This is a genomic window from Bacillus licheniformis DSM 13 = ATCC 14580 (assembly GCF_000011645.1).
GTDB classification, from domain to species: domain Bacteria; phylum Bacillota; class Bacilli; order Bacillales; family Bacillaceae; genus Bacillus; species Bacillus licheniformis.
On record NC_006270.3, the window covers coordinates 1,695,355 to 1,709,414 of the forward strand.

10 protein-coding genes are annotated in these 14,060 nt (G+C 47.3%); all 10 read left to right on the forward strand.

The features are described 5' to 3' along the window. Positions 1 to 41 precede the first annotated feature (41 nt). Positions 42 to 1,142, forward strand: a complete 1,101-nt coding sequence (murG, locus tag TRNA_RS30115) for an undecaprenyldiphospho-muramoylpentapeptide beta-N-acetylglucosaminyltransferase (RefSeq protein ID WP_003181548.1) — start codon at positions 42 to 44, stop codon at positions 1,140 to 1,142. Between the two features lie 28 nt (positions 1,143 to 1,170). Further along, entirely contained in the window at positions 1,171 to 2,082 is a 912-nt protein-coding gene (murB, locus tag TRNA_RS30120) for a UDP-N-acetylmuramate dehydrogenase (RefSeq protein ID WP_003181550.1), read from the forward strand. A gap of 205 nt (positions 2,083 to 2,287) precedes the next feature. Then, positions 2,288 to 3,076, forward strand: coding sequence for a cell division protein FtsQ/DivIB (locus TRNA_RS30125; protein WP_003181552.1), 789 nt, complete (start codon positions 2,288 to 2,290; stop codon positions 3,074 to 3,076). Then, positions 3,073 to 3,765, forward strand: a complete 693-nt coding sequence (locus TRNA_RS30130) for a DUF881 domain-containing protein (protein WP_003181554.1) — start codon at positions 3,073 to 3,075, stop codon at positions 3,763 to 3,765. Before TRNA_RS30125 ends, TRNA_RS30130 begins: the two co-directional genes overlap by 4 nt. A 25-nt stretch (positions 3,766 to 3,790) precedes the next feature. Next, positions 3,791 to 4,516 (forward strand): DUF881 domain-containing protein, encoded by a 726-nt coding sequence (locus TRNA_RS30135; RefSeq protein ID WP_003181557.1) that lies wholly within the window; start codon positions 3,791 to 3,793, stop codon positions 4,514 to 4,516. Continuing rightward, on the forward strand, positions 4,516 to 4,869 hold the full coding sequence (locus TRNA_RS30140; RefSeq protein ID WP_003181559.1) for a small basic family protein: 354 nt from the start codon (positions 4,516 to 4,518) through the stop codon (positions 4,867 to 4,869). The genes TRNA_RS30135 and TRNA_RS30140 overlap by 1 nt, the downstream gene beginning before the upstream one ends. Before the next feature lie 183 nt (positions 4,870 to 5,052). Further along, entirely contained in the window at positions 5,053 to 6,351 is a 1,299-nt protein-coding gene (gene ftsA / locus TRNA_RS30145; protein WP_011197959.1) for a cell division protein FtsA, read from the forward strand. A 34-nt stretch (positions 6,352 to 6,385) separates the two neighbouring features. Then, the gene (gene ftsZ / locus TRNA_RS30150) at positions 6,386 to 7,519 is read left to right on the forward strand and encodes a cell division protein FtsZ (RefSeq protein ID WP_003181563.1); all 1,134 of its coding nucleotides are present in this window, start codon (positions 6,386 to 6,388) and stop codon (positions 7,517 to 7,519) included. Between the two features lie 379 nt (positions 7,520 to 7,898). Continuing rightward, positions 7,899 to 9,407, forward strand: a complete 1,509-nt coding sequence (locus TRNA_RS30155; RefSeq protein ID WP_011197960.1) for a S8 family serine peptidase — start codon at positions 7,899 to 7,901, stop codon at positions 9,405 to 9,407. A gap of 191 nt (positions 9,408 to 9,598) precedes the next feature. Beyond that, complete coding sequence (locus tag TRNA_RS30160; RefSeq protein ID WP_011197961.1) at positions 9,599 to 13,897, forward strand: S8 family peptidase; 4,299 nt, start codon at positions 9,599 to 9,601, stop codon at positions 13,895 to 13,897. Positions 13,898 to 14,060: the final 163 nt, after the last annotated feature.

Consider the following 14,060-nt stretch of genomic DNA (forward strand, 5'->3'; position numbering starts at 1 on the left):
AGGGTTATCGGCGTGTACATAAGGATTAAGGGGGAGAACAGATGCGGATTGTTGTTAGCGGAGGCGGAACGGGCGGCCATATTTACCCCGCCCTTGCGTTTATTAAAGAAGTGAAACGGCATCACGAAGATGTTGAGTTTTTATATATCGGAACCGAAAAAGGCCTGGAGAAAAATATCGTCGAGCGGGAAGGGATCCCTTTCAAAGCGATTGAAATTACGGGTTTTAAAAGAAAACTTTCATTTGAAAACGTCAAAACCGTCATGCGCTTTTTAAAGGGTGTAAAAGAATGCAAAGAAGAATTAAAACGGTTCAAGCCGGATGCCGTGATCGGCACGGGCGGCTACGTGTGCGGCCCCGTCGTATACGCCGCTTCAAAACTGGGGATTCCGACGATTATCCACGAACAAAACAGCCTTCCCGGACTCACCAATAAGTTTTTATCCAAATATGTTGATAAGGTAGCGATTTGTTTTGATGAAGCGAAAACACATTTTCCTGCAGAAAAAGTTGTTTTTACAGGAAACCCGAGGGCGTCTGAAGTCGTCTCTATAAAAGGGGGCCGTTCCCTGACCGCTTTGGGTCTTGCAGAGGGCAAAAAAACGGTCCTTATTTTCGGAGGCAGCCGCGGTGCCGCTCCGATCAATGAAGCGGTCATTGCGATGCAAAACGAATTAAAAAAGCGGGATTACCAGGTTCTTTATGTCACAGGGGAAGTTCACTATGATAAAGTCACAGCTGCGCTTGAAAAAGAAGGCGCCGCTCCGAATATGGTCGTCCAGCCGTTTCTCCATCAAATGCCCGAGTACTTAAAAGCGTTCGATGTCGTCGTGGGCCGCGCAGGGGCAACGACAATAGCGGAAATCACCGCGCTCGGCATTCCAAGCGTTCTGATTCCGAGTCCGTATGTTACGGCCAACCACCAGGAAGTAAACGCACGCTCACTCGGGGAGCAGAACGCCGCTGTCGTTTTAAAAGAATCAGAGCTTAATGGAGACCGCTTAATTCAGGCGATCGATCATATTTTACAAGACGAAAAGACGTTGGAAGAGATGAAGATCCGCGCGAAATCGCTTGGCGTGCCGGACGCTGCGGAACGCTTGTACAATGTGCTGAAAGAATTGAAACATCATGCAAAATGATAAGACAGAAGGATTGTGGAGGTTTTCGATGGATAAGGTGATACAAGAATTAAAAGAACTTGAAGTCGGCAAAGTTCTGGAAAACGAGCCGCTCAGCAACCATACAACGATTAAAATCGGAGGACCGGCTGACGTGCTGGTGATTCCGAAAGACATTCAAGCTGTCAAAGATACGATGAAGGTTGTCAAGAAGCACGGCGTCAAGTGGACGGCCATCGGCAGAGGCTCGAATCTTCTCGTTCTCGATGAAGGGATAAGAGGCGTCGTCATCAAGCTCGGCCAGGGACTCGACCATATGGAAATCGACGGCGAGCAAGTGACGGTCGGCGGCGGCTACTCTGTCGTAAGGCTTGCGACAGGCATCAGCAAAAAAGGGCTTTCCGGCCTTGAATTTGCCGCAGGCATTCCTGGTTCGGTCGGCGGAGCGGTTTACATGAATGCCGGCGCCCACGGCTCAGATATCAGCAAAGTATTGGTGAAAGCATTGATCCTTTTTGAAGACGGAACGATCGAATGGCTGACGAATGAAGAGATGGCGTTCAGCTACCGCACATCCATCCTTCAAAACAAGCGGCCGGGCATTTGTCTTGAAGCCGTTCTCCAATTGGAGCAAAAAGAACGCGATCAGATCGTCGCGCAGATGCAGAAAAACAAAGACTACCGAAAAGAAACGCAGCCTGTGTCCAACCCTTGCGCAGGCAGCATCTTCAGAAACCCGCTGCCTGAACATGCGGGCCGGCTAGTTGAAGAGGCTGGTTTGAAAGGCCATCAGATCGGCGGGGCAAAGGTTTCGGAGATGCACGGCAATTTCATTGTCAACGCAGGCGGCGCAACAGCGAAAGACGTCCTTGATTTGATTGCATTCATTCAGAAAACGATTAAGGAAAAATACGATATCGACATGCACACTGAGGTCGAAATTATCGGAGAAAAACGGTAAACGGCCTCTCTACTTCAGATCGCCTTATGATATAATGTATGAAACAAACAAGCAAACGGCATCCTAGTATGTCGTTTGTTTCGCTAAACGGAAGCTTTTTAGCTTGCCCCCGTGCTTTCATATGTCGAAAAGCGCGTCTTTTTTCGAACAAAAATAAGCAAATAAAAGTCTTTTTGTCTGCTTTATTAACCTGAGGTGAGCCTACGTGAAACCCGGTATTGATAAAGAAAAAGTAGTGAATATAGAAGAACGTATTCCCAAAATTAAAGAACAGCGAAAGCAAAAGGCAAACCGCCGGCTGATCACCTTTATTCTGCTCTTTTTCACGATGATGCTGATCATCATTTACCTGCAGACGCCGATCAGCAAAGTCTCGAAGGTAGAGATCAAAGGAAACAAAAACGTTTCAAAGGAACAGATCATTTCCCTTTCTTCAATCCATAAAGGACAGACGGAATTTTGGAGTCTGAGCAAGCAAAAAGCCGCAGAAAAGATCGAGCAGAATAAACTGATCAAAAAAGCCGAAATTTCTAAACAACTGCCCAACAAAATCGCCATCTCCATCGAAGAGTATAAAAGCATTGCGTTTTTGCAAAAACATAATGTGTACTACTCCGTGCTTGAAAACGGCACGGTGCTTCCTGAAGAGGTGACGCCGACTGACATCGGACCAACCCTTAATAACTGGGAGGAAGACGAAAAGCTCGTTCAAATGGCAAAACAGCTGAACAAGCTTTCCGATTCCGTGAAAAAATCGATTTCCGAGATCAACTATACGCCTCAAAAATCAAACCCTTGGCTGATCAAACTGTATATGAACGACGGCTATATCGTGACAGCTTCGCTGAAAACGTTCGGACAGAAAATGAACAGCTATCCGGCGATCGTAAAAGAGCTGCCGAAAGGGGAAAAAGGCATTATCCATATGGAAGTCGCGACTTATTTTGAACCTCTGAAAAAAACGGATGAAAGCAAAAAGGGAGACGGAAATTGAAGAGGCACACAGTCAATCTTTCACTCGCCATGCTTGTCCTCGGCTTCCTGCTGTCTTTCTCCTATCAATTCGCCAGGGAAAACAAAGACCATGAAGAAACTGCTGAAAATTGGAAAGAGGAATATTCCCTGCGCGACCGGCTGATTTCCCAAGAAAAGCAAAATAAGAAGCTGGAACAGGAGCTTTACAAAAAACAGCAGGAAGTACAGAAAACAGAGACGGCTTTGAAAAAGGAAAAAAAAGAGTACTACAATATTGTGGAAGATGTTGAGAGGTACAGAATGTTCGTCGGGGAAATCGGCGTTCAGGGCGAAGGGATCAAAGTGACGCTGAAAGACGCTTCGTACATCCCAGAGGGTGAGAATGTCAACAACTATATCGTCCATGAAAGCCACATTTTCCGCCTGCTCAATGAGCTGTGGATTTCCGGGGCGGCCGCGGTGTCGATCAACGGACAGCGCGTGACACATCATTCCTACATATCGTGCAACGGCCCTGTCATCACGGTTGACGGCAACCAGTATCCGGCGCCGTTTGTTATTTCGGCCATCGGGGATGCGGATGTGCTGATGCCGGCGCTGAACATTGCAGGAGGGCTTGTGGACCAGCTGAGCCGCGATCATATTTCAGTCAGCATCGAAAAACAAGATAATATCGAGATGGAGCCCCTTTTGAAGCAAGGGGAATGAACGTTGAAAAGTTGGTGGGCGGACATTGAAGAAAAATAATCGTTTCATCAGTTTGAGCATCTTGATGCTCATTTTCGGCATTATGCTGTCCGTGCAGTTCAATTCGCTGAAGGCGCCGAAGGTCCGCGATACGCGGGACATTTGGGACCTCAGGGAGGACTTGAAGGAAGAACAGAAAAAACAGCTTGATCTGATCAGCGAAATTGACAAGTATGAAAAAATGCTGAACACATACAGTCATCAAGAAGAAACCTCGCGGACAAAAGCGTTGAATGAAACGCTTCAAAACTTAAAAAAACAGGCCGGCTTCACAGATGTCACAGGGAACGGAATCATCATCACCATTTCTCAGCTCTTCTCGGAAGAATTGACAGGGGAATCGATTCAAAATCCCCCTCCCGACCTTCTGAAAAAGCTGATTAATGAACTGAATATGTATGAAGCGGAAGAAATATCCATCAACGACAGAAGGGTTGTCAACACGACGGTGATCCGCGATATCAACGGAACAACCAAAATAGACGGTTATCCTTTGGACAACTATCCGATAACGGTAAAAGTCATCGGCAAAAACGCCGATAAACTATATAGCCGAATGAATGCTTCATCCCTGCAGGATCTGTTCGCGGGAGAAAATCTGGATTTGCAAATCAAAAGGCCTGAAAAACAAATCAAAATCAAAGCTTACGAAGGTTCAATGCAAGTTGCGCCATTGAAACCGCTCGAAAAATCAAAAGGAGAGAATTCCTAATGTGGCTTCCGGTTTTAGGGCTTTTGCTCGGAATTACAATCGGGTTCAGCACGAATTTCACCATTCCGGATGAGTACTCAAATTATTTGTCCCTGGCGATTCTGGCATCGCTCGATACGTTGATCGGGGGAATAAGGGCCCATTTGGAAAGTGTATACGATGAACTAGTTTTTGTGACAGGCTTTTTCTTCAATATTATTCTTGCCATAAGTTTGGCTTTTCTGGGCGTTCATCTTGGTGTAGACTTGTATTTAGTCGGTATGTTTGCATTTGGCGTGAGGCTTTTTCAAAACATCGCGGTCATCAGAAGAATACTGCTCGCCAAATGGACGGCATCGAGGAGAAAAAATTAAAAAAAATCGGATTTAAAAGAGGATATACATAGGATATCACGAATATTCACAGTAATCCTAAAACTGAAAACGAAGCGTATTGGTTTGTATTGATTGTTACACACTTGTAAAACCAGATTCATTGTATTGTTGTTCGGCAAATAATAGAATAGAATTGACTGAAATGTGAGGAGGTGCCATAGAATGAACAACAATGAACTTTACGTCAGTCTAGACATCGGTACGTCCAATATTAAAGTGATCGTCGGTGAAATGTCAGACGATTCTCTTAACATTATCGGAGTCGGAAATGTTCCCTCAGAGGGGCTGAAAAAAGGATCAATCGTTGATATAGATGAAACGGTTCATTCTATAAAAAAAGCGTTTGAACAAGCAGAAAGAATGATAGGTTTTCCGCTGACCCACGCGATCGTCGGGGTTAATGGGAACTACATCCATATTCAAGATACGAACGGTGTTGTGGCTGTCTCAAGCGAGAATAAAGAAATCCACGTTGAAGACGTGCGCCGGGTGATGGAGGCCGCTCAAGTCGTTTCCATCCCGCCTGAACAGCTGATCGTCGATGTGATTCCGAGACAGTTTATCGTTGACGGAAGAGGCGATATTACAGATCCGAAAAAGATGCTCGGCGTCCGCCTTGAAGTGGAAGGATCGCTGATCACGGGCTCTAAAACGATTTTACATAACCTGCTCCGCTGTGTGGAAAGAGCGGGAATTGAAATAACGGATATTTGCCTTCAGCCGCTGGCTGCCGGATCTGTCGCTTTATCAAAGGACGAAAAAAACCTCGGAGTGGCTTTAATCGACATCGGGGGAGGATCAACAACGGTTGCCGTATTTGAGGACGGCCACCTTCTTGCGACCCGTGTCATACCACTGGGAGGAGAAAACATCACCAAGGATATTTCAATCGGATTGCGCACCTCCACGGACGAAGCTGAGCGGGTGAAAAAGCAGTTTGGACATGCTTTCTACGAAGAAGCGTCGGAAGAGGAAACATTTGAAGTCGCCGTGATCGGGACGGACCAAAAGCAGACCTTTACTCAGCGGGAAGTGGCAGACATTATAGAAGCCAGGCTTGAAGAAATCTTTTTATTCGTGGCAGAGGAACTGCGGAACATGGGAATAAAAGAATTGCCGGGAGGCTTTGTGCTTACAGGGGGACAGGCTGGAATGCCGGGGGTCCTCAGCCTCGCACAGGATGTTCTTCAAAATAACGTCAGAGTGGCTAGCCCGAATTATATCGGTGTAAGAGAACCTCAATACATGACAGGAGTCGGCCTCATCCAATTCGCTTACCGCAACGCAAAAATCCAAGGCAGAAAAGTAGGGTTTAAGATGCCGGAACAAGCGGTTCAGGAAGTCGCGGCAACTCATCAAAAAGAAGTGCAGCAGCGACCGAAGCCAAAATCCAAGCAGCAGGCTCAAGCTGAGAAAAAGCCGAGCAAAATGAAGAAAATATTTAACATCTTTTGGGAATAGAGATTAGTCATTCGACGGATTAGGAGGATTTAGCATGTTAGAGTTTGAAACAAATATAGACGGCTTAGCATCGATTAAAGTAATAGGAGTAGGTGGCGGCGGTAACAATGCCGTCAATCGGATGATCGAAAATGACGTTCAGGGAGTCGAGTTTATCGCAGTCAACACGGATGCTCAGGCTCTCAACCTGTCAAAAGCGGAAACGAAAATGCAGATCGGTGCGAAGCTGACGCGCGGGCTCGGCGCCGGAGCCAATCCGGAAGTGGGCAAAAAAGCCGCAGAGGAAAGCAAAGAACAAATTGAAGAAGCGCTGAAAGGTGCAGATATGGTGTTCGTCACAGCCGGAATGGGCGGCGGAACAGGAACGGGCGCGGCACCTGTCATCGCACAAATCGCAAAAGATCTGGGCGCATTGACTGTCGGCGTTGTCACAAGGCCGTTTACCTTTGAAGGAAGAAAAAGACAGCTTCAGGCTGCAGGCGGTATTTCAGCAATGAAGGAAGCCGTCGACACCCTGATCGTCATTCCGAATGACCGTCTTCTTGAAATCGTCGATAAAAACACACCGATGCTTGAAGCGTTCCGTGAAGCGGACAACGTTCTCCGCCAAGGTGTTCAGGGCATTTCAGACCTGATCGCAACGCCTGGACTGATCAACCTTGACTTTGCCGATGTCAAAACGATCATGTCCAACAAAGGTTCTGCACTGATGGGTATCGGTGTAGCGACAGGCGAAAACCGCGCTGCGGAAGCCGCTAAAAAAGCTGTTTCCAGCCCGCTGCTTGAAACGGCGATTGACGGCGCCCAAGGCGTGCTGATGAACATTACAGGCGGCACCAACTTAAGCCTATACGAAGTTCAGGAAGCGGCGGACATCGTTGCAGCTGCATCTGACCAGGACGTCAACATGATCTTTGGATCTGTCATCAATGAAAACTTAAAAGACGAGATCGTCGTTACGGTGATCGCGACTGGATTTATCGAACAGGATCAAGATTCATCAAAGCCGCAGAGACCTTTAAACCAAGGCTTAAAACAGCATCATCAGCCTGCTCCGAAACGGGAGCCGAAGCGCGAGGAGCCAAGCATGCCGCATCGCAGCCCATCACAGCCTGCCGAGGATACGCTTGACATCCCGACTTTCTTAAGAAACCGCAATAAACGCTAAACGTCTACAATACATTGGAAAGCTGCCGACAAGAAGTCGGCGGCTTTTTTTGCGCGCTGGAACAGCAGCCGATGTTCCTTCCCCTCCAAAAGCATCAATTGTCTTCTTGATGGAAGCGGCTCCCTCAAAAGCCTTGCATCTAATCTCTCTCTTTTCTCCCGAATGTACAGATTTTCCTTTTTTCTTGTCATCAGGCCGAACTATGAACGGTGAACAAGTCATATGTAAAAAGAACGAATTTGCAAACTGACAAAGGAAAAATGACAGAATACGACAATATCTATAAACCTTTTCTATTACCATTATTAATAGATTCTGTTTCTAGACATAGAAACGCAAGAAACGACTATATTTGCTATTGCTTAAAGGAGGATGTCATGTGAAGAAAAAGCCATTATTCCGCACGTTCATGTGCGCTGCACTCATCGGTTCACTTCTCGCTCCGGTTGCTGTGCAGGCTGATACAGGCACGGCAGCGAAGACAAAGGAACAAAGCAAAATATCTAGCGCTCTTTATAAACGTTTTGAGAAAGAAGGTAAAGTGACCTTTTTAATTAAAATGAAAAGCCAGGCGAACCTTCAGCAAGCGGCAACCGCGGCTGAAAAACGGGCGAAAGCAAGCGTTATGACCGTGAAAAAAGCAAAAGAGATCAAACGCTCGGCAGTGCTGACTTCCCTGCGTACAAAAGCTGAAAGAACACAAAAAGATTTGAAATCGTTTTTGGAAAAAGAAGAGAAAAAAGGAACAGCTAAGAAAGTGGAATCTTTCTATATTGTAAACGGCATCGCCGTGACGGCGACAAAAGATGTTATGGAAAAAGCGGCTTCATTTCCTGAGGTTGAAAAGGTGCTGCCCAATCAAAAAATCAAGCTGGGCAATACCGAAAAACCTACAGTAGAATCGAAAACAACCGCGGATCGCACCCCTGCTTCCAACATTGAGCAGGTTCATGCGCCGGATGTCTGGAAAAAGCGCTATAAAGGCAAAGGAGCCGTCGTCGCTTCAATTGACACCGGCGTAGAGTGGGATCATCCGGCGTTGAAAACAAAGTACAGAGGCTACAACCCTTCTAAACCGAACAGTCCAGACAATGAGTTCAACTGGTTTGATGCGGTAAGCAATAAGAAAACGCCATATGATGAGTTGGGCCACGGCACACATGTGACAGGCACGATGGTCGGCTCAGAAGCCGGCGGCAAAAACCAGATCGGTGTCGCGCCGACGGCGAAATGGATAGCTGTCAAGGCCTTTTCAGAGGACGGCGGAGATGAAAAATCCCTTTTGGCTGCAGGAGAATGGATTTTGGCCCCGAAAGATGCGAAAGGAAAAGCGCACCCTGAAAAGGCTCCCGATGTCGTCAACAACTCTTGGGCAGGGGAACGCGGACTCGATGAATGGTATTTGGATATTGTCAAAGCTTGGCGGGCAGCTGATATCTTCCCTGCATTTGCAGCGGGCAATGTCAGCGAATTCGAACCGGGCGGACCGGGTTCAGTTGAAAACCCGTCCAACTATCCGCAATCTTTCGCGATTGGCGCAGTTGACAGCTCAAACGCGTTAGCCGACTTTTCATTGCAAGGGCCTTCGCCATATGACGAAATCAAGCCCGATATTTCTGCACCTGGCGTCAGCATCCGCTCTGCTTATCCGGGACATAAGTATGCTGCAATGAACGGGACATCGATGGCGACCCCGCATGTATCCGGCATCGTCGCCTTAATGAGGGAAGCCAATCCGGACCTCACAGTCGATGAAATCGAGCGCATCCTGCTGAAAACGGCGACGCCTCTGACTGACAAAACGTTTAAAAAATCCCCGAACAACGGCTACGGATACGGCTTGGTCAACGCTTTAAAAGCTTTTGACGCAGCTAAAAAAACTAAATGATAAAAAAGGACAAAACCTTTAAGCGGTTTTGTCCTTTTTTTATCTAATTTTAAACAAGGCCTTGACAAATACCGACAAAATAATTAACCAGTTTTTACTATATTTAAGTTACATCAAAGTCAGACAAGGCGTCCACAAGGAGGGGGGGACAGGAAAATTCAGCTAATTTCATAAAAAAGGGGGATGTTCATTTGAAAAGAAAGCTGAGAAAAAAGGCGTTTTCCACCATTTTAAGCGGTTTGTTAATCGGCTCGCTGTTCATGCCCGCCGTTTCAGATGCCGCGGCAAAGCCCGCACTTACTTCCATGAAAGAACAAGCAGCCGCAGGGAAGGGGAAAATTTCAAAAACTCTTGTCAAACAGTTCAAAAAAGAAGATCAAGTCACATTTTTGATTAAACTGAAAGATCAAGTCGATACACCAAAAGTGGCCAAACAGGCGGAAAAGAACGCGAAGAAAAAGTCGCTGAGCGCTGCTAAAACAGAATATCAAAAACGCTCGGCTGTTGTTTCCGCTTTAAGAGTCAAAGCGGATGAGTCGCAAAGCGATCTGAAACGTTATTTAAAAAAGCAGGAAAAACAGGGGGACGTAAAAAAAATCAGATCCTATTATATTGTCAACGGCATGGCCGTCCATGCGACGAAAGAGGTCATGGAACAAGTAGCGGCTTTTCCGGAAGTAGAAAAAGTGCTTCCGAACGAAAAAAGGCAGCTGATCAAACCGACTAAACAGTCTGTGAAAAAATCAGCAGCCAAGGATGAAAAAGAAATCGAATGGAATATCAATCGAGTCGACGCACCAAAAGCCTGGAAATTGGGATATGACGGATCGGGCACGGTTGTCGCGTCGATTGATACGGGCGTGCAGTGGGATCATCCGGCCTTGAAAGAAAAATACCGCGGATATGACCCGCAGCATCCCGATCAGCCTAACCACGAATTCAGTTGGTATGATGCGGTTTCAGGCGCTTCTGAACCATTTGACGATCTGGAGCACGGCACGCATGTAACCGGGACGATGGTCGGCTCAGAGCCTGACGGCCAAAACCAAATCGGCGTGGCGCCGGGTGCGAAGTGGATTGCTGTGAAAGCTTTTTCAGATGACGGCGGTACGGACGAAGACCTTATTGCAGCAGGTGAATGGATTTTGGCGCCAAAAGATAAAGACGGCAACCCGCACCCTGAAATGGCGCCGGATGTCGTCAATAACTCATGGTCAGGGGGAGCCGGGATTGATGAGTTTTACAGGGATATCGTAAAAGCGTGGCGAGCTGCCGGCATCTTTCCTGAGTTCTCTGCGGGGAACGTCGATTTCGCCAATCCGGGAGGACCTGCTTCGATTGCCAATCCGGCAAACTACCCTGAAGCGTTCGCAACCGGAGCGACAGACATCGATAATCGCTTAGCCGATTTTTCACTTCAAGGTCCTTCCCCGTATGATGAGACTAAGCCTGAAATATCGGCGCCTGGTGTCAACATTCGCTCATCTGTGCCTGGAAGCGGCTATCAAGACGGCTGGGACGGCACTTCAATGGCTGGCCCGCATGTCGCAGCCGCCGCCGCTCTTATCAAGCAAGCCGATTCGTCGATCACTGTTGATGAGACCGAAAAGATTTTGATGGAAACTGCAACACCGCTCACAGACAGCAAATTTACCGAATCGCCGAACAACGGATACGGCCACGGACTCGTGAACGTGTTTGACGCAGTGTCCGCTGTGACAGACGGGTTGGGCAGAGCGGAAGGACAAGTCGGAAAAGAAGGCGAAGACAAAAGTCCGCCGGCCTTAAACCATCAAGAGATCACCGAAATTTACTCAGGCTCGGAAACGCCTCTTAAAGCTGATGTAGAAGACGATGTCAGCATCATATCGGTCAAATTGAGCTATAAAACAGATGACGCCGATTGGGAGACGATCGCTGCCAAACAAACTTCCGGCGACTATAAAAAAGGAACGTACGAGGCGGCTGTAACTGTTTCTGAAGGGAAAACCCTTTCCTACAAGTGGATTGTCACCGATTTCGGAGGCAACAAAACGGAATCCAAAGTGTACGAAGTCCCGATTTCCCCGGCTGTGACAACAGGGTATAAACAAGATTTCGAGAATTCCGCCAGCGGCTGGCTCACATCAGGCGTGAAGAATTCATGGGAGCGCGGAATTCCTCAGTCAGGCCCGAACGCCGCAGCATCGGGAAAAAACGTATTCGCAACAAATCTGACAGGGCCGTATGAAAGTTCGGCTAATATGAATCTTCTCATGCCTCCTGTCAGCGTTCCAAAAAATCAAAAGCTTTATCTCACATACAAATATTGGCGCGATATTGAAGAGGACTTTGATTACGGCTTCGTTTACGTACAGCCTGAAGGAAAAGGTGAATGGATCCCGGCTGCCGAGTACAGCGGCAAGACATCAGAATGGAAAGACGGACAGATCGATTTGTCGGAATACGGGGGACAGACGATTAAGGTCATGTTCAACCTTCAATCTGACGACAGCATTGAAGGTGACGGGCTGTACATCGATGATGTAGCGCTTGTCAAGGAAGTGAAGAGCGCCGGTACGAAAAAACGATTGGGCGTTGAAAAACAGCCGGCCAAAATGAAGGATAAGAAAACAAAGAAACGAATGATTGATCCGAAAAAAGCAAAACCGGCAGAAGCCCTTCAGGAAAAAACCGAAACGAAAAAAGCAGCTCCTGCGGTTCTTCCGGTGCGCGCTCAGGTCAGCGTGCTGGAAACGGGCAAATCGACATATTCCAACCAGGCAACAGGCGCATACAGCTTGGCTCATGCACCTGGAACCTATACGCTGAAAGCGGAAGCGTACGGATATGAATCAACCGCCCAAACCGTAAAAATCGAGTCCGACAAGACAACAACGGCAGACTTTGTTTTAAAAGAACTAAAAAAAGGGACGCTCACCGGAACGATAAAAAATAAAAAAACGGGCGAACCCGTCCGGCATGCAAAGTTGTATATCGTTGAAGATGCAGCTGTAAAACCAGTCCAGACGGATGATGACGGAAGCTATTCATTAACGGCCTATGAAGGCTCGTATACGGTAAAGGTCTCTGCAAACGGATATTACAGCAGCGAGTTTTCCGTTGATTTAAAAGGCGATGTCTCGAAAGATATCGATCTCGATCCTTTCATCGGCTATCCGGGGGAAATAGGCTATGATGACGGAACCGGGGAAAACGCCTGGGCTTTCTATGAATCCGGCAACGGGCTGGCGGTTAAAATGACGCTTGAAAACGGGCAGGAAAAAGCCATGCTGAAAGGCGGTTTGTTTAAATTCTGGGATACAGAATTCCCTGATCCGGGCGGCACTGATTTTGCAGTAGAGGTCTATGATGCTTCGGGTGAAAAAGGCTCTCCGGGCAAAAAAATCGCCGGCCCGTTCAAGGCTGAAGCGCTCCGCACAGGCGAATGGACGACCGTTGATTTAGGTGACGAAGGCATCATCGTCGGAAAAGACTTTTACCTCGTATACGTCCAGAAAGAGGATCTGGCCAACTCACCTGGACTTGCTACAGACGAAGACGGAGAATATTCCGGCCGCAACTGGCAGTATACGGACGGCTCATGGTCAAAAGCGCCATCAGACCAAGGCAACTTTATGATCCGCGCTTTGGTCGACTATGAATTGTCGGTGCCTGTGATTACGTCTCCTAAAGACGGATTCATCACCAACCAAAAGAACGCTGTCATTGAAGGGACATCCTCGCCGAATACGACCGTTCATCTCTTTAACGGGGATGAAGAAGCCGGAACAGCGGAAACGGCGGCAGACGGCACTTTCTCAAAAGAAATACCGTTGAATAAAGGGGAAAATGTCATCACCGCGAAATCGTCATCGGCTTCCGGAACGACTGATGCTTCAGAACCGGTCCGGATCGTCCTTGACCAGAAAAAGCCGAAGCTTACAATCGACACGCCGGAAAGCGGCTCAAAACTCAATAAAGAGACCGTCACCGTGAAAGGAACAGTATCAGACGATCACTTAGAATCTGTTCATGTAAACGGCAAAAAAGCAGCTGTTGACAATGGCGAATATTCTGCAAGGATTATGCTTGACAACGGCAAAAATGAAATCAAAGTAACGGCATCGGATGCGGCAGGCAACAAAACGACCAAAAAGGTCACGGTAGATGTCAACTTTGAAGCGCCGCAAATCACCGGCTTGAAACCGGCCGAAGATCTCGAGCTCAAAACGGGAGAAACCGTGAAAATCGAGTTTGAAAGCGCCGCTGATTTGGATGCTGTCTTTGTGATCAGAATGCCGCTGACCAATTTCAAAACCGCTGCCCAAAACGTAACGGAGCTGCCGATCAGAGAAGTCTCAAAAGGAAAATATGAAGGATATTGGACCGCTACTTCAACTGCAAAAGCAAAAGGAGCGGAAATCGAGGTCATCGTCAGAGATGATTACGGCAATGAAACGAGACAAACGGCAAAAGGCAAGCTGTATATCAATGAAAAGCTGAAATAAAGGTGAAAAGACGCTGTCTTTAATGGCAGCGTTTTTTTCGTTTTACGATCGACAAATTCAGTACGAAAACTTCAAAAAATGTACGATTTACGCAACATTAATTGACAGACTTTACCTTTGGGCTTGATTTATACTTAGGAAAACAAACACTAAGGTCACCGAG